The 21,983-nt window shown below is 35.3% G+C and carries 18 protein-coding genes; 15 read left to right on the plus strand and 3 right to left on the minus strand.

The genetic code is table 11. The features are described 5' to 3' along the window. The first annotated feature begins 122 nt into the window (after positions 1–122). The 5 genes from DXU93_RS01500 to DXU93_RS01520 all read left to right on the plus strand — a co-directional run bounded on the left by DXU93_RS01500 (position 123) and on the right by DXU93_RS01520 (position 4,464). Complete coding sequence (locus tag DXU93_RS01500; RefSeq protein ID WP_116879469.1) at positions 123–839, plus strand: ComF family protein; 717 nt, start codon at positions 123–125, stop codon at positions 837–839. A 105-nt stretch (positions 840–944) separates the two neighbouring features. Then, entirely contained in the window at positions 945–2,093 is a 1,149-nt protein-coding gene (egtB, locus tag DXU93_RS01505) for an ergothioneine biosynthesis protein EgtB (RefSeq protein ID WP_116879470.1), read from the plus strand. Continuing rightward, positions 2,090–3,046, plus strand: a complete 957-nt coding sequence (locus DXU93_RS01510) for an L-histidine N(alpha)-methyltransferase (RefSeq protein ID WP_116879471.1) — start codon at positions 2,090–2,092, stop codon at positions 3,044–3,046. Before egtB ends, DXU93_RS01510 begins: the two co-directional genes overlap by 4 nt. Beyond that, positions 3,043–3,717, plus strand: coding sequence for an aspartate/glutamate racemase family protein (locus DXU93_RS01515; protein WP_116879472.1), 675 nt, complete (start codon positions 3,043–3,045; stop codon positions 3,715–3,717). The genes DXU93_RS01510 and DXU93_RS01515 overlap by 4 nt, the downstream gene beginning before the upstream one ends. Before the next feature lie 12 nt (positions 3,718–3,729). Next, complete coding sequence (locus DXU93_RS01520) at positions 3,730–4,464, plus strand: flavodoxin family protein (RefSeq protein ID WP_116879473.1); 735 nt, start codon at positions 3,730–3,732, stop codon at positions 4,462–4,464. A 139-nt stretch (positions 4,465–4,603) separates the two neighbouring features. On the opposite strand, the gene DXU93_RS01525 is transcribed toward DXU93_RS01520, so the two are convergent. From DXU93_RS01525 to DXU93_RS01535, 3 genes are all read right to left on the minus strand, one after another. Further along, entirely contained in the window at positions 4,604–6,442 is a 1,839-nt protein-coding gene (locus DXU93_RS01525; protein ID WP_116879474.1) for a M61 family metallopeptidase, read from the minus strand. A gap of 105 nt (positions 6,443–6,547) precedes the next feature. After that, positions 6,548–7,405, minus strand: coding sequence for a tetratricopeptide repeat protein (locus tag DXU93_RS01530; protein WP_116879475.1), 858 nt, complete (start codon positions 7,403–7,405; stop codon positions 6,548–6,550). Between the two features lie 332 nt (positions 7,406–7,737). Further along, on the minus strand, positions 7,738–9,147 hold the full coding sequence (locus tag DXU93_RS01535; RefSeq protein ID WP_116879476.1) for an alkaline phosphatase: 1,410 nt from the start codon (positions 9,145–9,147) through the stop codon (positions 7,738–7,740). Positions 9,148–9,613: 466 nt separating this feature from the next. Between DXU93_RS01535 and DXU93_RS01540 the strand changes: the two genes are divergently transcribed. The 10 genes from DXU93_RS01540 to DXU93_RS01585 all read left to right on the plus strand — a co-directional run bounded on the left by DXU93_RS01540 (position 9,614) and on the right by DXU93_RS01585 (position 21,941). Beyond that, positions 9,614–10,027 (plus strand): hypothetical protein, encoded by a 414-nt coding sequence (locus DXU93_RS01540; protein ID WP_123776014.1) that lies wholly within the window; start codon positions 9,614–9,616, stop codon positions 10,025–10,027. Positions 10,028–10,073: 46 nt separating this feature from the next. Beyond that, positions 10,074–10,580 carry a hypothetical protein gene (locus DXU93_RS01545; protein WP_116879478.1) on the plus strand — a complete coding sequence of 169 codons (507 nt, stop codon included), beginning with the start codon at positions 10,074–10,076 and terminating at the stop codon, positions 10,578–10,580. 203 nt (positions 10,581–10,783) lie between these two features. Then, positions 10,784–12,535 (plus strand): T9SS type A sorting domain-containing protein, encoded by a 1,752-nt coding sequence (locus DXU93_RS01550; protein WP_165851314.1) that lies wholly within the window; start codon positions 10,784–10,786, stop codon positions 12,533–12,535. 167 nt (positions 12,536–12,702) lie between these two features. Next, positions 12,703–13,353 carry a class I SAM-dependent methyltransferase gene (locus DXU93_RS01555; RefSeq protein ID WP_165851315.1) on the plus strand — a complete coding sequence of 217 codons (651 nt, stop codon included), beginning with the start codon at positions 12,703–12,705 and terminating at the stop codon, positions 13,351–13,353. A gap of 147 nt (positions 13,354–13,500) precedes the next feature. Continuing rightward, on the plus strand, positions 13,501–15,603 hold the full coding sequence (locus DXU93_RS01560; protein ID WP_116879481.1) for a T9SS type B sorting domain-containing protein: 2,103 nt from the start codon (positions 13,501–13,503) through the stop codon (positions 15,601–15,603). A gap of 45 nt (positions 15,604–15,648) precedes the next feature. Continuing rightward, a complete protein-coding gene (gene ctlX / locus DXU93_RS01565; RefSeq protein WP_116879482.1) occupies positions 15,649–16,572 on the plus strand; it encodes a citrulline utilization hydrolase CtlX in 924 nt (307 codons plus the stop codon). A gap of 186 nt (positions 16,573–16,758) precedes the next feature. Further along, positions 16,759–17,139: a hypothetical protein gene (locus DXU93_RS01570; RefSeq protein WP_116879483.1), complete on the plus strand. Its 381-nt coding sequence runs from the start codon at positions 16,759–16,761 to the stop codon at positions 17,137–17,139. A gap of 621 nt (positions 17,140–17,760) precedes the next feature. Then, a complete protein-coding gene (locus DXU93_RS01575; RefSeq protein ID WP_116879484.1) occupies positions 17,761–18,231 on the plus strand; it encodes a hypothetical protein in 471 nt (156 codons plus the stop codon). Positions 18,232–18,714: 483 nt separating this feature from the next. After that, positions 18,715–19,203, plus strand: a complete 489-nt coding sequence (locus DXU93_RS01580) for a hypothetical protein (RefSeq protein ID WP_116879485.1) — start codon at positions 18,715–18,717, stop codon at positions 19,201–19,203. Positions 19,204–19,538: 335 nt separating this feature from the next. Then, positions 19,539–21,941 carry a TonB-dependent receptor gene (locus DXU93_RS01585; protein WP_116879486.1) on the plus strand — a complete coding sequence of 801 codons (2,403 nt, stop codon included), beginning with the start codon at positions 19,539–19,541 and terminating at the stop codon, positions 21,939–21,941. Positions 21,942–21,983 lie beyond the last annotated feature (42 nt).

Genomic DNA, 21,983 nt, shown 5'->3' on the forward strand with positions numbered 1-21,983 from the left:
GTTCGGATTCCAAAAATACAGATTTGTAAGGACTTTATAAGATAAATCAATCGAAAAATGAGTATTCCTTTGAGAAGTTACATTTTTAAATTATCTTATTAGAAAATTCAAACTGCCTCTTCATGAAAAGTCATCTTCTTCAATTGTTTAATGAATATTCTGACGGACTACGAACACTCGTTTTTCCAAGATATTGTATTATATGTGAAGATGAATTGAATAGAAATCGAGAACACTTTTGCGTACAATGTGAAGCCAATTTACACTACACCTACTTTGAAAAATACAGTGACTACACCTTTGCAGATCAAGTATTTTGGGGAAGATTAAAAATCGAGCATGTTTTTGCACTACTTTACTATGAAAAAGCAACTTCAACAAGAGAAATTCTTCACCACATAAAATACAATGAAGGTATTGATTTGGCTAATTACATGGGAAAAATGATGGGCGAAAGGTTAATTCAAAGTGACCGCTTTTCTACAATTGATGTTATTGTTCCTATACCTGTTCACTCCAAAAAGGAATTTTCTCGAGGCTATAACCAAAGTCAAATAATCGCTGAAGGGCTAAGTGAGACAATAGATTGTCACGTTGTAGAAGCATTATATAGAAAATCGCATGATGAATCGCAAACACGAAAAAGTAAAGACGAAAGGTTCAAGAATGTAAAAGACAAATTTGCCCTAAGACCAAATGCTCTAGATGATTATCAGCATGTATTAATCGTTGATGATGTACTCACAACTGGCTCTACACTAGAGTTTGCGAGTCGTGCAATTTATGAAGGTGGATTCCAAGGAAAGGTCAGTTTAAGTACAATCGCTGTGGCGCATTAACAAACTTAAACATTTAATACACAGTTATTATTCTTATTTTAGAAGAAATGGCAAAACCTTTTACATTGCCATTGGTTAATTTTTAAAACTAAAGAAGAGAAAAACATGTCACTACTTGAAAAGTTTCTATCAACGAGAAATTACACAGAACAACTATGCGCTCCTCTAAACATTGAAGACTATATTGTACAAATTGCAACATTCACTAGCCCTGCGAAATGGCACATCGCACATACAACTTGGTTTTTTGAAGAATTTGTACTCAAAACTTATCAAAAAGACTACACTCACTTTGATGACGATTTCAACTTTATCTTCAATAGTTATTATAACAATTCCGGGAAGCGAATCAGCAGATCTGATCGTGGTTATTTAACCCGTCCAACTGTTGAACGCATTTATGAATACAGGAAATATGTCACGGAAGCCATTCAAATATACCTGGAAGGAAATCCCGATGAAAAAGCCATAGAATTGATTACGCTTGGAATCAATCATGAAGAACAGCATCAGGAATTATTGATTACAGATTTAAAATTCATGTTTGCAAGTAATCCACTTCATCCAATTTACGATGCTAAATTTGATATCATCAACAGCAAGAATACTGAAACAGGATTCGCAAGTGTTCAGGAAGGTGTATACGAAATCGGTTATCAAGGCAATGATTTTTGTTATGATAATGAATTGGGTCGTCACAAGGTTTACCTCAACGATTTTGAAATCAGTAAATCACTAGTCACCAATGGAGAATATCTAGAATTCATGGAAGCTGGAGGATATGAAGATTTTAATTTTTGGCTAGAAGAAGGATTGCATTGGAAAGCAAAAAACAATATCAATTCACCATTGTATTGGGAGAAAATTAATGGCGTTTGGTATCAGTTTACTTTAGCTGGAATGAAAAAAGTTGATCCCGACCAAATTTTAACACACATCAGTTATTACGAAGCCTCTGCATTTGCAGAATGGAAATCCATGCGCTTACCAACCGAAGCTGAATGGGAAATTGCTTCCCAACAATTTGACTGGGGACAACGATGGGAATGGACCAATAGTGCATATTTAGCCTATCCAAATTTCAAAAAATCTGAAGGAGCAGTTGGAGAGTACAACGGCAAATTCATGGACAAACAAAAAGTACTGCGTGGCGCATCTGTTGCCACCTCAAAAAATCACAGTCGTCCTACCTATAGAAACTTTTTCTATTCAGAGGAGAGATGGCAATTTACCGGACTAAGATTAGTAAAATGATAGAACAATTTAAAAAAGATATAGACAATGGATTGAGTTCCTCTCCAAAGACTTTGCCTTCCATGTATTTCTATGATAAAATTGGCGATGCCTTATTTGTCAAAATTATGCATTCGGAAGAATACTATTTAACCAGAGCAGAGTTGGATATTTTCCAAAACCAAACACAACAAATGATTGATCAGCTTCAGCTGGACAAAAGTCAACATTTTGAATTGATAGAATTAGGTGCTGGTGATGGACTCAAAACAAAAGAATTATTGAAGGTTTTATCTCAAGAGCAATTCTCCTTTGATTATTTACCCGTGGACATTTCTCAAAATGCATTAGACCAATTAGAAAAATCAATCAACGAAGAACTACCTAAAGTCTCTATTAAAACACAACAAGGGGATTATTTTAAAGTTTTAGAGACTTTAAATCAATCCAAAACACCGAAAGTAGTGTTGTTCTTGGGCTCCAATTTGGGAAACATGAGTGACGAAATGGCAACCAAATTCATATCGAAACTGAGTCAAAACCTTTCGGAAAATGACAAACTCTATTTGGGTGTAGATCTCATTAAGCCAGCTAAAATCGTAAAACCAGCTTACAACGATAGTGAAGGATACACGAGAGATTTCAACATGAATTTATTGAGGAGAATCAACAATGAGTTAGGTGCAAATTTTGACCTTGACCAATTTTCGCATCAACCTGAATACGACGAAACAGAAGGAATTGCCAAAAGTTTTATACGTAGTGAGCAAGAACAAGAAGTTAAAATCGAGGCTTTAGACAAAAGCTTTCATTTTGAAGAAGGGGAAAAAATCGCGACTGAAATTTCACGTAAATACAATGACGAAATTGTTGAGAAGGTCATTAAAAATGCTGACTTTAAGATCTCGTCAAAATTAACAGATCGCAATAATTATTTTGCAAATTACATTTTAAACCGCACAAAAAAGCAATGAGTAAAACATTGGGCATACTAGGATTGGGAAGTTATTCGACGCTTTATTACATCGAACAACTCAATAAATCATACCTTCAAAAGCAAGGTGGATATAGTACTTTTCCATTCAAAATGCTCAATACAAATTTCAATACAATCAACACCTTATTGCCGAACACCTCATCAGCATTGGATCAAATTGTTGCTGAATACATTGAGGAACTTGAGCAATTAAACATCAATGCAATATTAGTTCCCAATATAACATTGCATGAAACATTAGATCGTTTAGAAATCCAACTTCCAATTCATCATCCTGTAAGGTTAACCCGACAAAAAGTTGCAGAAGAAAAATGTAAAGAAGCAGTGGTTTTTGGATCGTATTACACCATGGATTCAGATTATTTAAGATCAGCTTTTAAAACAGCGAATATCATTTTGGTCCCTCCTTCAGCTTCCGATGCTGAATTCATCGATTTGGTCAGGAGAAAAGTCTACCAACAAGAAGAAAGTCCAGAAATGATTCAGCAGTTTAATGAAATGGTGAATCAATATGCAGATAAACACGCCGTAATCATCGCTTGTACAGAGCTTTCAGTTGCACTTCGGGTAAAACACAAGCACATCTTCGACATGGCGGCAATACAAATTGAAAGTGCAATTAACAACAATCCGAATTTAAATGGATAAAAATTTAAGATTATGGAAAGTAAAAATTTTAGTCAGTTAAAAGCAATTTATGTCAATTGTACGCTTAAAAAATCGCCCACAGAAAGTCATACGGATAAATTGATGGAAATTTCAAAAAACATCATGAAAAAAGAAGGTGTTGAAGTGGATGAAGTTCGCTTGATAGACCACGATGTAGCGAGTGGAGTTTATCCAGACATGACAGAACATGGTTGGGACAAAGACGAGTGGCCAGCAATTTCAAAACGCGTGATGGAAGCCGATATTCTGATTGTTGGAACACCAATATGGTTGGGAGAGAAATCTTCTGAGGCACAAAAATTAATTGAACGACTTTATGCCTTGAGTGGACAAACCAATGAAAAAGGGCAATATTCATTTTATGGAAAAGTGGGAGGTTGTGTGATCACTGGAAACGAAGATGGCGTAAAGCATTGTGCCATGGGAATTTTGTATTCACTCCAACATGTTGGTTATTCTATCCCTCCGCAAGCCGACAGTGGATGGATTGGAGAAGTTGGACCTGGACCAAGTTATGGTGATAATGAATGGAAAGGTGAAAAATTGGAAAAACCTGTTGGAAAAGACAGTGATTTTACGAATAGAAACACCACGTTTATGACCTACAATTTAATGCATTTGGCAGCAATGCTTAAAGCGAATGGTGGATATCCAAAACATGGAAATTCAAGAGAAGATTGGGATGATGGAGAACGCTGGGAATTTGAAAATCCGGAGTATAGGTAGTTAATTACGTTCCGATAGCTATCGGAATACGAATATTTGTTTGCGCTGTATTGGAACGCGGTCCCGAAAACTTTCGGGAACACGGATTTACACGGATTTTTTTAGATATAGAAAATACATTGAGGAATAAGAGTATGGGTTACCATTCTGATTTCGTTATTTCTTTAAACAATGTCTTCTGTTTTTCATTCGACTCTTCAAGCTTAACAACTTTTTTCACTAAATATTTATGTTTACGTTCTTGCATTCTGATTTCGACTTTCTTTCTTTCACCGTTGCATAGACACTCAATATAGTCACCTTCTTTTAAACTGAATAACTTCATTCTATTCTCGAAAACCTCAGTATTTCCATTAATAGATAGAACCTCAATATTTCTACCACATTTTAAGTTCCCATATACTTTTTTACTTGGACTTCTCATAAAAACACGACTTCCTTTAAATGAAATACGTTTTTTAAACCCATCCCACAATCCGTCCTTTTCTACTTTTACGTGCTTAATTTCGTAACCGATCTCATAAAGGTATTTTTTTAAAGGCAAAGCCTTACGACCGCTAATATAACGATTGAAAAAAGTTGAAATATTTGGATCTCCAACAATTTCTATGATTTCATTTATAAGCTCATCATCCGAAAAATAACTGTCTTGATATCGACTTTTTAACTCCATCATCACATCAAAAAGCCTCATTTTCCCATTGGTCATAGAATAAATCTCAACATCAAGAGCAAAAGCAGTAAGTGCTCCTTTTGTATAAACTGTACCGTATTTCCTACTCCACTTTTTTTGATAAATATTATCACTCATTTTCGTCATGGAGAATTTCTTCTTGGCATCTCTGCTATTCCATCCTATGGTTTTTAAAAAATAAGAGGAATAAACAGTATCCGTTTCCATCAACATCAACTGAGATAAATATTCCGTTACACCTTCATACATCCATAAATGTTTCGACGTTGAAGGAAAATTAGCATCAAAATCACCTATTTCTGAACTACAAACAGTTAAAGGTGTCAAAACGTGTAAAACTTCATGAGCAGAAATGGCAAGAAGGTCTGAACGCTCTAATAGTTTTCGTGCACTTAAAAAATAAACTGAACTTGTTTTGTGTTCTAGTGCTCCCATTGCACCTCCAGTTGTTAAATAATACATGAAAATGTACTTTTCTGGAGCTATTCCTTTCAAATATTTATTACAGGCTGTTTTCAAGACTGGCTCTAATTTACTCGCAATTTTATCAGCATAAAAATGACCATCTTCTGAAAAAACAACCACCTCAAAAATAGAATTATTCACGCTAATACTGGATGTATCAGCTCCTGCGTAGAATGCTGGTTGATCAATTAAATCATAATAATTATCTGCATATAAAACTTCTAGTGTGTCATTGATAACAAGTTTGTCTAGCGTTGTTGCACCATAGAGGTTTTTCGGCTTTATGACACTAATTTTGTAAAAATTATGAATAGTAGAATTGAAACTACCTATAACAGCTCCCCAGTTCAACTGAAACAATTCATCCTTAACAAAAACACATGCTTCTGGGATGAAATTCTTAACAGAATTCTTACCTCTATCATAGGCATCATCAACACTATATTTAATACTTCGTGTAGTTTCAGGAAAAACAAATAGCTCCTTAATTCTATCTGTTTCTAATTGATCTAAACCATACTTTTGAAGAAGCTCGGTCTTTTCGTCTCCAAAAAGGAGTATATTCTTTTTATCGTCAGCACCATACACCTGAAAATCATTAATGAATTTAGCGTATTCTAAATTTTCATAAGTCCCAGGTATGGTGTAGGGTAAGGCATAGACTTGTTTCGTTTTTTTTTGACTAAAGTTTAATACTACATTAACTTTATCATCTTTAATGTTCTTTAGATCAATTATGACTTCAATAGTATCATTTTGAGAATATAAATTGCCACAGATAAAAATGCTTAACAAAATGCAAATGATACTTAGTTTCATGTTTTCTTTTATAAACTTTAGAAGTATCTAATGTAAGGAATAAAATAGTAACCTATACATTACATGGAGCTTTCAATGAAGCAACTACTGATTAACGCTTTGCTTCTAGTTAGATTCACCTAAATGAGCGGTTAGTTCTTTAAAAGATTTGTAATCATGCAAGTTGTCAAAATGCTTTTCAGTCAGCAATTCTGATTCTAGCGCATCTGAAAGTTCAAGTGCCTTTTTAATATCTCTTACCGCTTCCGCTTTATTATCTAGTCGTGCATAAGCGCAGGCACGTTGCCAATACGCTTGAGCATATTCATCATCTAGTCCTATCGCTGTATTTGAAAGGTTCAATGCCCAGCGTACTTCTCCAATTTCTAACAATGCGTCTGCTTTATAGGCCATCGCCTCAATATCAGATGGATTGATGTTTAAAATTTCATCATACATCGTAATCTTTTCTTCTTCACTTTTTTCCAATCCTACACGCATCCATAATGAATGTATTGAATTCGTATTGGTAATGTCTTGTTGCGTCTCAATTATGGTCTTCGAACGCTCGGCCATTTTGGTTTCAATATTTTTTAATCTACTCTCATAGTCATTTGTCAAGTTGTCGACTTTTCTTGACATATCTATTTTCAAACTCTTTTTAATGTCATTCAATGAACGCCAACCTAACAACACAAGCAATGAAGCTCCTGCAGTAATGATATAAAAGATATTATTGATCGTACTTGTTGTGTAATCCACTGCTCTATCTGAGGACTCCAATTTTGCTTCTGCAATTTGTTCTGTTACTTGGGTTCTCAAACTTTGATTCTCTTGTCTCAAGCTTTTTATTTCATCGAGTATAAATCGTTCAACCAATGGTTTAGACAATGCTTCTTCATTAATGTCGGTTTCATCTTTATGCTGCGCAATTAGTGCTATAGATAACGAAAGGAACAATAATATTGGGAGTAATTTCATCATATTAAAACGGATTTATATTATTAATTCATCTTATTAGAATTAACAGGTGCAAAGTTAATTTTTTGTTTGCACAAACGAGATAAACATTCATTGATTATCTGTAGTTTAATTTTTAAATCACATATTTTATTGGAACGCGGATCACACAGATCTTCGAACGCGAATTTACACTGTTTTACTAGAATTTTTTAGCATCTCTAAAAAGTAACCGTTTTAATCCGTGTTACCCTAGCATCTACGTCTTCCGCGTTGCTTCATGTATATCACCTAGCGTTTGAACCGCACACCTACACCTCCAATTCGTAATCCGAAAGCTTTCGGATCGCAATTGATTATTTCGTAATTCCCACAGATCTAAGCATCATATTATGCAAAAAAGTATTCTTGATAAATGGGGTTAACAACTCACTTCCTGGTCCGAAAGCTGCACATTCTACAAAATCAGCCGAGTGATTCATGTCTCCAAAACCAACATTCGTATAGTTCTTATGAATTTGAGCGAATTTCTCGTAGGGCATTTTATTGTAATCTTGTAATTCCTCCTCACTTAAACCTTCCACATGATTCAAAATAATTTTCACTTCATCGTCTGAAATAGCAAAACCCTGACCAAATTCTATCAGTTCTGTCAATTGACTGGGTTTTAGGTTTGCATGTAAATTTTGCATGACCCACGTATTACTTTTCTTCATCGTTTGATAGCGCGCAAAATTCTCATCGGCTTTACTTCCTTTGAATAATCCCGGATTTGCATTTCCGTGGTCTGTTGTTACGATAATCAAAGTGTTTCCATCTTCAATTGCAAAATCCAAGGCTACTTTCAACGCTTCATCAAAAGCAATTTGGTCATAAATTAAACCAGGAGCATCATTCGCATGTGCAGCCCAATCCACCTTTCCTCCTTCTACTTGCAACACAAAACCATCTGAACTTCCTTTCATTTTATTGATAGCTACTCCTGTCATTTCGGCTAAAGTTGGCACCTCATTTTGGAGCTTTTTATCACTTTTATGGTCAATCGTATATGGCATTGAATCATCTGAAAAGACGCCCAACAATGGTTTGTTCGTATTCAGACTGTTATTCATCCCCGATTTTGTCTTGGCAATATCGTATCCAGCCGTTTTAAACCCGGCATAAACATCTTTTTTATCATCGCGTTTTTCAGCAGAGAAATACTGATCTCCACCGCCCATCATGACATCAAATTTCAATTCTAGATATTGCTCAGCAATTTCAGGTTGATTATTTCGGCTTTTGTTATTCACACAAAATGATGCTGGCGTAGCATGTGTTATCGGCACTGTTGTTACACAACCCACCTTTTTACCTACAGCTTTAAACTTTTGAAGAATTGGCTTATGAAATTCACCATTTGCACCAACGTTTAACGCTCCATTCGGAACTCTCACTCCCCCACCCCAAGCAGAACCACCTGCTGCAGAATCAGTCACTAGTGAACTCGCTGAAGCGGTGTCCATTGATGCCCTCTTGAAACGCCCATTTTTGTAATTTTCTATCCACGTACTGTGCTTTCCAACTGTTGTTTGCAAGTGCAAATCTGCCATCGTCAAAGTCCCGATACTCATTCCATCAGACACTAAAAAGATGATGTTTTTAGCTTCGTCTTTAAGATCTGCGAGCAACAGAGATGTATTGTCATCTGCTGAAAATAGCATTGGAGATAAAGCCAAACCAGCTGCTGTTAAAGAAGAATTACGGAAAAAATCGCGACGTTTCATATCTGAATATTTTAAGCCTAAAGTTAGCGATTTTGATGAATTTAGAGGAATTGCGAAATTAAAATTAGATTAAATGCTCTATTAGCTTATCATTGAACTTTTTCTTGGGCGTGCCCCGGAGCATTGCTAAAAAAGAAAAGTATCCTAAGAATTCCGGGTCAGGTCATCCACTCTATCTTTTTTTTCAAAAAAGGATGCCGTTTCTACCCTTCACGCGAGGCGATGGCACTATGAAAAGCGTTAAAGTTTCATGTTAAACATTTTGAATAGGCTTTGTCTTGAACAATTTGTTTTGTCACGATTTTTATGCAAAAATGCGCGCCAAAACGAGAGGCACATTCTATTGATCACTGCGGATTGATCCCGAAAATTTTCGGGACCGCAGCGATGGGTAGCTTTAAATCAAGATGTACGCTATATCTGTATGATTTTAACTATATTTATTCTTTCAAGAATTTCTTTAATTATGAATAGAAAATATACAGGAAAATATCATGATGTTGATCAAAATGATATCCCTTTTTCAGTACAATTCAGCATGAACGTTGTTTTCGACTCAAAAATGATTTTTAAAGGAAAAGTTTGGGAAGAAGTATTTTCGAAAAAAACAGATAAATTTTTATCTGTTAAGGGATTTATTGATGAAGACCACATCAGTTTTATAAAACAGTATCCTTGTTTTTTTTCTTCTGATATAAATGGTGAACTTATAATCGATTGTTCGAAACCTGGACATGAAGTTATATATGATGGTTACTGGAATGAAGAAAAAGGCATTTGGGAAGGAGAATGGGAGGTAGAAGGAGAAACAAATTTATTAGGAACGGATGATGTTATTTCTGATATTTACACTGGGGATTTTGAAATGAAAATGGATTAAGAAATGATTTTATTCGTTTTGACATTAGATACTTTGAATTTAAATTATGATCAGTGAATTGACATATAAAGTGATAGGATATGGATATGTTAGTAGACTAATATCAGATGATGTGATTGACTGGGCACAAGACATGTTATCACTTAATTACACTGCTCCATCTCTTTACACTATTGCCAGTATCCCGAAAAAATCACCTTTTTATGAAGTGCTTCCATATTTAGAAAAAGCTTTAAATGAGCTAGGTTTAAGTAGAAAAACAGATATTGAAGCATGGATTTGCTATTGTCGATATTACATCTATGAAATAGCACAGCAAGAGAATATCCGAAAAAACATAAAAACACTACATGAGATTTGTATTCATGAGGATTATCTCGATGAAATCTATGATTTTTATCTACTCAATAATGCATGGGTAGATTATGAATTTGATCCAGAATATCCTTTCAATCATTATTGGAGAGGAGCAACTGCCAAAAACATTTCACAAATTTGCGTTAAAGTAGCTGAAGAATGGCTTAACAAATATGAAAGTCAATGGAAGTTGTAAAAATCCAATTCATCTCTGGGGTAAGTTTAACCAAGGAGAACACATTGGTTTGTTGAATTTATAAAAACTCGGGTATTAAACTTAGATTAAAGGAAGGGAATTATTAAGTCATTAATATTCTAAATTATAACTTTTTCTTTAGTTTTGTTCAAAAATAGCACAATCTACTGATGAAAAATTGCCACATAAGCTCAACCTCAAAAATGAGGGTATTCACAATAATATTCATATTCATATTGAGTCAAAGTGTGAACGGACAATGCGATGTTAGTATAGCACCGACTTCACCAATTACATGTTTTGGAGATTCAAATGGAGCACTTACTGTAAGCTCTAGAATTGAGACACCATTAATGATTACAGAAGTTGATCTTCGGAATCCAGATCTATTAGAAATCCAAAATGTCACTGGAGCGCCTTTCGATGCCACAGGGTATTTTGTTATTTGCAGCGATAGTTATACTAATATTAACCAAGTCAACTTAGCAGCTTGGAATTTAAACGGGGTATTACCTAGTGGCTGGATTGATTATCGTCATGATGACAATGCCTTAGGTGGACCAAAATATTGGAGTAGAAACATGTTACTTGGAGAAAACTATCCTGGATGGGCGGCGATTTGTGATCCTTCTGGGGATATTATCGATATTGTTTTTTGGCATTGGACAGCTAATGATATTGCTTCTTTTGATCCTTCCCCAGTTAATAACATCATTAATTTTAATTTTGACCCAGCAAGCTGGACAGGCGATGGAATAAACAATGGATGTATTTCTAGTTCTTTGGTTCGATCAACAAACATGGAAAGCAATGATGCATCAGATTGGACATGTTCTACAAATCAAAATATCGGAACATCGAATATCTCAATCACACCACAAAGTCCATCACCAATCTCAAATATTACATGGAACACAGGGGCAACATCTTCTACAGTTCAAAATCTTAGTGCTGGTTGGTATTCTGCAACAGTTGTTCTCAACTCTGGATGTATTGCTGAAGATTCTATTTTCCTTTCAGAGCCTCCAGAATTGAATACTATAATGGATGGAACGGACTTAAAATGTTTTGAAGATTCTTCTGGTGTAGTTAGGACAACTCCTTCTGGAGGGTTACCAAATTATTCCTACCTATGGTCAAATGGTGAAACAACAGACTCAATAACGAATGCTACAGCAGGTTGGAATAGTATTATCATAACTGACAGTTTAGGCTGTACAATAAGCGATTCTTTTCAGCTTACTCAACCTAATCCATTGATCTCCCCATTGACGGGTACAGATATAAATTGTTTCGGAGATTCTTCTGGAATGGTGAGTACTGCAGTTTCTGGAGGAACCCCTTTCTATAACATCATATGGTCAACCGGTGAAACAACCAATACAATCTCAAACCTTCCTGGTGGTTGGTATTATATTGTTGCAACTGATGCGAACAATTGTGTAAATATTGATTCAATTGAGATTATAGAACCTTCATTATTAACCATTAACGGAACTGTTTTTAACGAAACACAAGGGAATGATGGGTCAATAGATCTTACAGTTATTGGCGGAACTCCCCCTTATAGTTTTACATGGACCAATGGAGCTCCTTCAGTTGAAGACCCAAATGGACTATCTGCTGGAACATACGAAGTAAATGTTGTCGATGCCAATGGTTGTGATACTTCTTTGACTTTCGAAATTGAATCAACTGTTGGACTTGAAGATTTTGATGAGTTACAATTTTCAATTGCTCCAAACCCAAACAAGGGATCATTCAACATAAAAATGGGTGCGTTTCAAGGTGTATCAACTATTGAAGTTATGAATGCTTTAGGGCAAATGATTTATCAAAAGACTATTACAGGGTCAAATCACAAAGTAGAACTCAATCAGGCAAAAAAAGGGGTTTACTTTATACGTGTTAATAATGTGAAAGGTAGTAAAGTAATGAAATTTATTGTAGAGTAGATAAGGGGTCTTCTTGTATATGCTTGTATCATTTTTGATTGTATTTATTCTTTCAAGAATTTCTTTAATTATGAATAGAAAATACCTAGGAACGTTTAACGATTTTGTTCAAAATGGGTCCTGAGTGCAACCCAACATTTGAAACGAACTTGATAAACAATATTATAATGACAGAAGCAGAAATAAGAGAATTAGAAAATCAACTTGGTTGCCCCAATGGAGAAATCGGAATTGAAGTAGGTAAAACAATGAATGAAACGAATATTGGAATGACTTCGAGTTCCATTGATTTTCTTAATATTCAAAATAAAAACTCAATTCTTGAACTAGGACACGGAAATTGCAGCCATTTAGATCAACTATTGGACTTCGCTGAAAATATTCGCTATTTTGGATTGGAAATTTCCGAAACCATGCACCTAGAATCAAAAAAATTAAATGCAAAAAAAGAAGCTGACTTTAGACTATATGAAGGGGAGACTATACCTTTTGGAAATAATCATTTTGACCGCATAATGTCAGTAAACACGATTTATTTCTGGACAAATCCCCTAAAAGTAATACATGAAATTGAGCGAACTTTAAAACAAGATGGATTTTGTGTTATCACTTTTGCGAACAAAGATTTTATGGAAAAACTTCCTTTTGTTGGAGATAAATTTCAGTTATACAATGAAAGTGACATTAAGGAACTTGTAAAAAACTCAAATTTAAAAATCATTGAAAGTAAAGAAAATACGGAACTTGTTAAGAGCAAAACAGGAGACCATGTAGAACGAAAATACACTTTGGTGAAACTCTCTAAGAAAAGTCAATAGTAACAAAATAGTAAACCCACTAACGGATTTTGAATAGCTAAAATACACAAGTGATTCACTCAAAACTACACTTAAAGTAAAATGTAAAAAATTCAGCAACCCTTTAAAGTCATTTACGTTTTTCGATTAAGCATTAAAACGATTAACATGAAAATCATTCAAATCATCATTTTCTTATTGCTGTCTTTTGCAATTAGTGCCCAACAACATGATTTATGGCATTTTGGAGAATTTACAGGTCTAGATTTTTCTTCTGGCAACCCTGTTCCCATAAATAGTTCAATAGAAACTTCAGAAGCTTGTTATACAGCAACAGATGCCAATGGAAACTTACTCTTTTATACTAATGGTGTTAAAGTTTGGGATGCAAACCACAACCTTATGCCGAATGGAACAGGACTAAGTGGAAACACCTCTTCCAAATGTTTAGCACTTCAAAAACCAAATGCTCCCAATACTTATTACATCATTTATAATGAAGCTCATTCGAGTATACCAAACACTACGATAAACACATTTTATTCTGAAATCGATCTTTCATTAAATGGTGGAATGGGTGATGTTGTTGCTGCGAATAAAAACACGTTATTGTCTCCTAATTCTGGTGAATGGTTAAGTGCAGCACCACATGGAAATTGTATCGATACATGGATTTTAACGCATGGTGACGAAACCAATCCAACACTTAATGCTTTTGAACTAACAGCTAATGGGATTAGCCCTACTCCAGTCACAAGTAGTATTGGTGTGCAATTTAATGCAGGAGATCATTGTCAAGGAGAAATAAAACCACGTCCAGGAACAAATCAATTTGTCTTCACCAAACCCTTATTTTCAGGAACAATTTACTTATTTGATTTTGACCATTTCACTGGACTAGCCTCCAATTCAAATTTAATTCACGATGATCCAAGCACACGTGGAAACGGAGCTGAGTTTTCAAGAGATGGAAATGTTCTTTATATCGGTAGTTTGATCAATGGAAAGATTCATCAATACGACCTCACTGCGGCAAATATTTCAGCAACACGTACTGAAATTGGTGATCTTACACCCGGAGGGGAAGTCGGTAGTTTACAAATTGCACCAGATGATAAAATATATGTAAACTACAACGTATTTCCTTCAGGTGCGAATTTCCTGGGCGTGATCAATAATCCAAATACAATTGGACTGGGTTGCAATTATATTGAAAACGCTGTAAACTTAGGAAATGTAACCACTATTTATGGACTTCCTTGGCGTTACGACCCAACTCCCTTAAGTCTTCCACCTTTAGATTTAGGAAATGATACAACATTATGCGCAAACGGTTCTGTTCTATTAGATGGTGATTTCCAACCGAATGCTTTGGAAAATTACTTATGGTCAGATGGAAGTACAGATTCTGTGTTAACAATCAACACACCTGGCACTTATTGGCTAGAGCGACAAATCGGAGCGTGTACAGTTCAAAGTGATACGATCATTGTTGAATTGGAAGATATTGCTTTAAATTCAAACCTCATTGATACGAGTTTATGTGGAACATACACTTTAAATATCAATCAAGATGCTGGTGATCAATTTACATCTGTTTTATGGGATTTAGGTGATGGAAATACAAGTACAAATCCAAACCTTTCACATCAATATTCGGCACCTGGTATGTATACCATAAACTTTACAGGAACAAGTCTTGCGGGCTGTAATTACAGTGTTCAAAATATTGCTTCCATTGAAATATTTCCTACTTATAATTTTGAAATTTCATCCCAACCCGAAAATCCTGATTTTAACGATGTAATTGAGTTTGATATTACGAGTAATCAAACCGATTATGATTTTGCATGGTCCATTAATGGTAATGAATATCCAAACAATGAGGAAGTGACTTTTGAGCCTATTAATGAAAGTAATTTAGATGTTCAACTACGAATAACTGATCAAAATGGTTGTATTTATCGATTGACACGACGTATTGAAGTGGAAAATTCAGCATTTATTTATGTGCCTAACGCCTTTACCCCTAATGGAAGCGGTGTTAATGACGTGTTTAGGGTTTCCGACATTAACGACATCGTAGAAACCATTACCATTTTCAATAGATGGGGAACGCCATTATGGTCATCAGAGAGTGCTTTAAACACTTGGGATGGAACATACAACGGTAAGCTTGTAAAGGATGGAACCTATGTTTGGAAAATAAAATACCGTGGAAACAGAAATGAAAGTAAAATCATTACAGGTACAGTTACTGTTGTAAAATAACCAGTCCAGTTTAATGTTCAACGTTTATTTATTATAAAATCGAAAATGCAAAGTTCAAACAATATATTTCTAGTTAAACCTGCAAGTTTTGGGTACAATGCGGAAACAGCAGCATCTAACGCCTTTCAAAATCAAATGTCAAAAGACATGGATCATGAGGCGATTTCAAAAAAAGCCATTGAAGAATTTGAAACGATGGCCCAAAAACTTAGCGAGAAAGGGGTCAATGTTTTGGTTATTGAAGATACTCCTACTCCGGTAAAACCCGATGCTATTTTCCCAAACAATTGGGGTTCTTTTCACGCTGATGGAAGGGTAATTCTATACCCTATGCTTGCTGAAAACAGAAGAGAAGAAAGGCGAGAGGAAATACTTGAAATTATTGGTAAAAAATTTGAAATCAAAGAAATCATCGACCTCTCGAAACAAGAAGAAAAAGGTGTTTTTTTAGAAGGAACGGGAAGTATAATTTTTGATCATCAATTCAAAATTGGATATGCCTGTCTGGCCTCTAGAACGGATAAAAATTTGTTTGTTAACACATGTGAGCTTCTTGGTTACAAAGCAGTTTATTTTGACGCTAAAGATCAATCAGGTCATGAAATTTACCACACCAATGTAATGATGAACATTGGAAATGGTTATGCGGTGGTTTGTCTGGAAAGCATTTCAAATCCTTCTGAAAGAGCGCATGTCATCAAATCTCTTGAAGATTCAAACAAAGAAATTGTTGCGATTTCCTACGAACAAATGAACGCTTTTTGTGGAAATATGCTAGAATTAGAAATCCCGAATGGAAGGAACATTTTAGCAATGTCACAAAGCTCATTTGACAAGTTTAATTCAGCACAGAAAAAGACCCTAGAGTCTTATTGTGAATTGTTTCCGCTGAATGTAAAAACCATTGAACGTATTGGCGGTGGAAGCGTTCGCTGCATGATTTCTGAACTCTTTTTACCGGAAAGGTAAACTCAGTGTTTTAAAGTATTAAAAGAATACTTCAAAAAGATGCCTTCGAGAGGCTCAGTCACCTTTTTGAGGCAGCGATAAGTAATTCAGTGTTTAAGAAATATATAGTCAACTGAAAACTGCAAATATTATTATATTTGATGGGACAATGAATTTCTAAAAACAGTCAAACCAAGTTCTCACACTATGTTAACAAGTGTTTCAGCCATCATTTTCTGCACATTAACAACTATTGTAATCCTATTTCAAGCTTGCTTAGCGGCAGGATTGCCATGGGGAAAAGCCTCGATGGGAGGTAAATATCCGGGCAAATATCCACCAAAAATGAGATTCGTTGCGGTGATCAATATGCTCTTACTGGCTTTTATGGGAGCACTTGTTTTATCCGAAGCTAATTTGATGTTTCCAGCATTAAAATCAATCGCAGCAATTGGCATTTGGGTCATCGTTGCGTTTTTTGTCATGGGAACAATTATGAATACAATTACACCAAGTAAAATTGAACGTATTTGGGCTCCAGTCGCTTTAATACAGTTGATTTCCAGTGTTATTGTGGCATTTTATTGATACTTATTTTAGTTGTGGGCGTGCCCCGGAGGATTACTTAAAAAAGAAAAGTATCCTAAGAATTCCGGGTCAGGTCATCCACTCTATCTTTTTTTTCAAAAAAGGATGCCGTTTCTACCCTTCACGCGGGGCGATGGCACTATGAAAAGCGTTAAAGTTTCATGTTAAACATTTTGAATAAAGCTACATCTTGATAATCTGTTTTGTCACGATTTTTATTCAAAAATACGCGCCAAAACAAGAGGCATTTGCTATTGATCACTACGGATTGAAACCGAAAATTTTCGGGACCTCAGTGATAGGTAGGCTTGTAAATTGAACATGCTACTTCCTTCAAAAATAGATTTCACCATCGCGTAAAATCATAGATTTCAACCGATGATCGAAATGACGAGACATTTGGGTGGGACATCGAAAGGGACTGCTTCAAGCTGGGCTTGAAGCAGTCCCTTTCGCCACTAAATCATTAATTGGTCGTCATTTCGAAAATTCTTGCATTGAGAAATCTGTAAGCTCCGACAGACTCAATGAACAAACTTATTTATTTTAACCGTATATTTGATTTGAAAACACAGCTACGAGTAACTAATTTTAGTTTTTGTGGATGACTATATTTACAAAATGAAGAAGAACCTATTCCTACTTATAATTTTAATGTCGTCGACCAACATGTTTAGTCAAATAGACTATAAAAAGGTCAGTGAAGAATTCACCATCTCATGCGGAACAGAAAGCGCAGATGATTTATCCCGAAGTAAAAAATTTTTAGACTCTTTATCCCAATTTAAAATTAATAATGGAGAAGAAGAATATCTCTACGATGTGGGCATGACAAACTACAAGGCCTATTTAAAGTGGAAAGATAAAAGTGCTTTAATCATAAGTACGGAGGCTAACCAGAAGTGTTGGGATAAATATCAAAATTACAATGCGCTATGGAATTTAGGTATGAATTATGGTCTTTTGGATAATTGCGATAAAAAGCTAGAATTAACGGAACTCTACATTAAACATTTAAGTGAAAACGATTTAGTTGAATTCATTGATTATCAACAAGTATATTACAGATATAAGTTTTGTAGGAATAAATAATTAATTCAATCTTCAAAAAGCTGTCTTGCTATTGATCACTGCGGATTGATCCCGAAAATTTTCGGGACCTCAGTGATAGGTAGGTTTGTAAATTGAACATGCTACTTCCTTCAAAAATAGATTTCTCCATCGCGTAAAATCATAGATTTCACCCAAATGTCTCGTCATTTCGAAAATGCTTGCATTGAGAAATCTGTAAGCTCAACTTTACTGCTATGAAAAAGGTGCCTTCGGCAATCTCAGCCACCTTTTTGAGGTGTTCTTAGAAAGCCTTTCATCTATTAAAAGCTTGTTAATTTCTACTTCAATTCCATTCTTCGAAATTACTTTTCTTACATTTGGATGTTACTCTTTTCATATTTAGATACAAAATATGATGAAAGGTAAAAACTTAAAGCATTGATTTAAAAGCTAAAAACAGAATAAAAACTGATGTTTAAACGACTTCTGTCAATATTATTATTGTTTACCATCCTCTTCAATATGACAGGGATTTACATTGCTTTTAAAATCGAACAAGCCCATATCCGATCTGCCATTAAACATGAAATTAAGGAAGGAATTCCAGAAAATGAATTGCATGAATTCAATCTGACTCCAACTGAATATGAGCAGTTGGATTGGATCCGACCAGATATTGAATTCCGAAAACACAAACAAATGTTTGACATTGTGCGTCGCGAAAATAAAGGCGATGATATTGTACTACATTGTGTGAATGACAAAGAAGAAACGCTCCTTTTCGCTAACCTTGAGGAATTGATTCAAAATAAGATGAATAAGGAATCGAAGACCCCAAAAAGTCCGCTCAATAAAATGATTAAAGTCATTAAAGTGGTATATGTCAACGACTTTACAAATTATGTTTTCCAGCACCTCTCTCTGAATGCTGAAAATGGTTTTTTCGAAACCAAAAAACTATATCAATCTCCAAACTTAGGTGTTCCAACTCCTCCACCGGATTTCGTTTAACCCGCATTATTCATAGCATTTATTTTTCAAAGAATGTAATTATCTGACGTTCACACAACTCATCAGTTTTTTACAAAGATTTTGACTGCTTCAAATTCGGTAATTATCGGATAAGGCATTCATGCTTGAATTCTTTTGATTTTACATTTCAATTTTAAGGTATTGAGATGGAATCATGTTTTGATTCATGCAATGCGCCTAGGAGCTTGTTTAATGAATAAGTCGGGTATTTCTAAATTTTACAACTTCCTCTATCCTTAGTCTTTTCAATAAGACCAGGAGAGGTGCGGACTATTGCGTCCAAAGTTTATTAAAACGAATTAAATAAAATTAAAATGAAACATACAATTTTGCTCGTAATGAGCATGCTTTGTGCTGCACTAACATTTGCACAGCACAATCAATTTAAAGGAAAGGTAATTGATCAAAATGAAAAAATTCCATTGGCTGATGTCAATATAAAAACCAATTTCGGAGAAAGCGTTTTCACCAATACAAATGGAGAGTTCTCCGTAAAATGCGGCGACACTTTACGCATAAAAATCAACCATGTAGGGTATCGTAGTGTCGATCAATATTTTACATGTAACAATTCAAAAACAATCGAAATTCTGCTAAAATCACAAGCTGAAGTATTTGAAACAATTGATGTTACAGCGACTTCGAATCCAAACAAATCACAATTGGAACATCCCAATTCAATTGTCAAAATTGATCATTTGGCGATGAAGCGTTCAACGGGTTTGTATTTAGATGACGCCATCAATACAAATGTTCCTGGTGTTACGATGCAACGTCGAACACAATCGGGTGGACAACAAATCAACATTCGCGGATATGGAAGTGGAATGGGTTTTAAAGGTGTGAGCAACAATTTCGATGGACAAGGTGTAAAAATGTACCTCAATGGAATTGCCATCACCGATGCTGAAGGAATTACAGTAATGGACGATCTTGATTTTGGTTCTGTTTCCAACACTGAAATTTTAAAAGGTCCTTCTGGAACATTATATGGAATGGCTATTTCGGGAGTTGTGAATATGAAAACAGATCAAGCTCTTAAAAACAAAACCTCAATCGCACAAGAAGTTATGACTGGAAGCTATGGATTATTGCGTTCTACAACCCGTTTGAGTATCGGAGGAAAAAACGCCTCACTTTTGGTCAATTATGGTCACCAAGAATTTGATGGATTTATGGATCATACGGCATCCCAAAAAGAATTCATGAATATGATTGGAGATTTCCGTCTAAATGATCGTCAAAGCATTACCACTTATTTGGGGTATGCCGATAGTTATGATGAACGTAATGGAGAGCTAACGCAAGGACAATACGACACACTTAACTATTCTGGAAATGCGAGATATATCCAGAACGACGCCCATTCAGCGATCAAAACTTTCAGAGCAGGGATAGGTCATACGTACAAATTCAATAAGCACTTTTCAAACACGACGTCGTTTTTTGGATCCTCCCAAAGTATGAACAACAGTTCTGCCGGTGGATGGACAGACAAACAACCGTTAAATTTTGGACTGCGCTCAGTATTGGAGATGAATTTTGATTTATCTGAAAAAGTTAAACTCTCCAGCATTACAGGAATTGAAGCGCAAAAGTCAATCAACCAAAGTATCGGGTATAAAATGGGTGCCGACAGTACAAACCTCGACGGTTACAACATCATCACTTCGATAAAAAGTAACCAAATGACAGAAAGTTCTACTTATTCCTACTTTACACAATGGACAGCCCATTTACCTCTACAATTCAGTTTAACTGCAGGAGTTGGAGTGAGCAATATGCAATTGAGTTTGGAAGATCGCTTATGGGGATTAAACAACAATCAGCCCGGAAATAACACCTTAAAAGTGTATGAAAACAGCTACAACAATCTTGTTTCACCAACATTTGCCATCAATAAAAAAATCAACAAGGTGGCCTCTGTTTACGCGTCCTACTCAACAGGATATAAGGCACCAGTGAGTGGAAACATCCTCATTTCAACAACAGGTGAACTCAACACAGGCTTAAAACCAGAGAAAGGCTCACAGATCGAATTGGGTACAAAAGGAAGTTTCCTCAACAACAAATTGTTCTATACCGTAGCCGTTTTCAATACGCGTTATGAAGACAAATTCACAACAATTGCGGTTCAAAATCCTGAAAATACCGCTACACTTTATTCGTATTTGGTGAACGGGGGAAATTTAAACAACAATGGACTTGAAATTTATGCGAGTTATAAAGCAATTGAAAGTAAGGAAAATTTCATCACTTTGCTTCAACCATTTGCCAACTTCACTTACTCTGATTTCAAATATGAAGATTATCAATTTGAGCGCGTCGGAGAAAACGACCTAGGTGAAGACATCGTAATTGTGGATGATTATTCTGGAAATGCAGTTGCAGGAGTTCCTCCCGTAGTTTTCAATGCTGGAGTTGACCTTGAAACAAAAATTGGACTTTATGGGAACATTTACTACAATTACCGTAGCAGTATGCCGTATACTTCCGATGGTTTAAATGAAACCAACGCATACAATTTGCTGAATGCTAAAATCGGATTCAGAAGAAACATCAAGCAATTTGAATTGAATGTTTATACTGGGGCAAACAACATCACAGGAGAACAATATTACAATATGGTTTTCGTGAATCAGTTGCCTGATGCCTATATTCCAGCGCCAAATGAAATCAACTTCTTTGGAGGTGTCAATCTTAAATACACATTTTAATTAAGTGAATCACTAAAAAACAACCTGCTTCCATGATTTTTT

It is taken from the genome of Brumimicrobium aurantiacum (genome assembly GCF_003402975.1).
Taxonomy (GTDB): domain Bacteria; phylum Bacteroidota; class Bacteroidia; order Flavobacteriales_D; family Crocinitomicaceae; genus Brumimicrobium; species Brumimicrobium aurantiacum.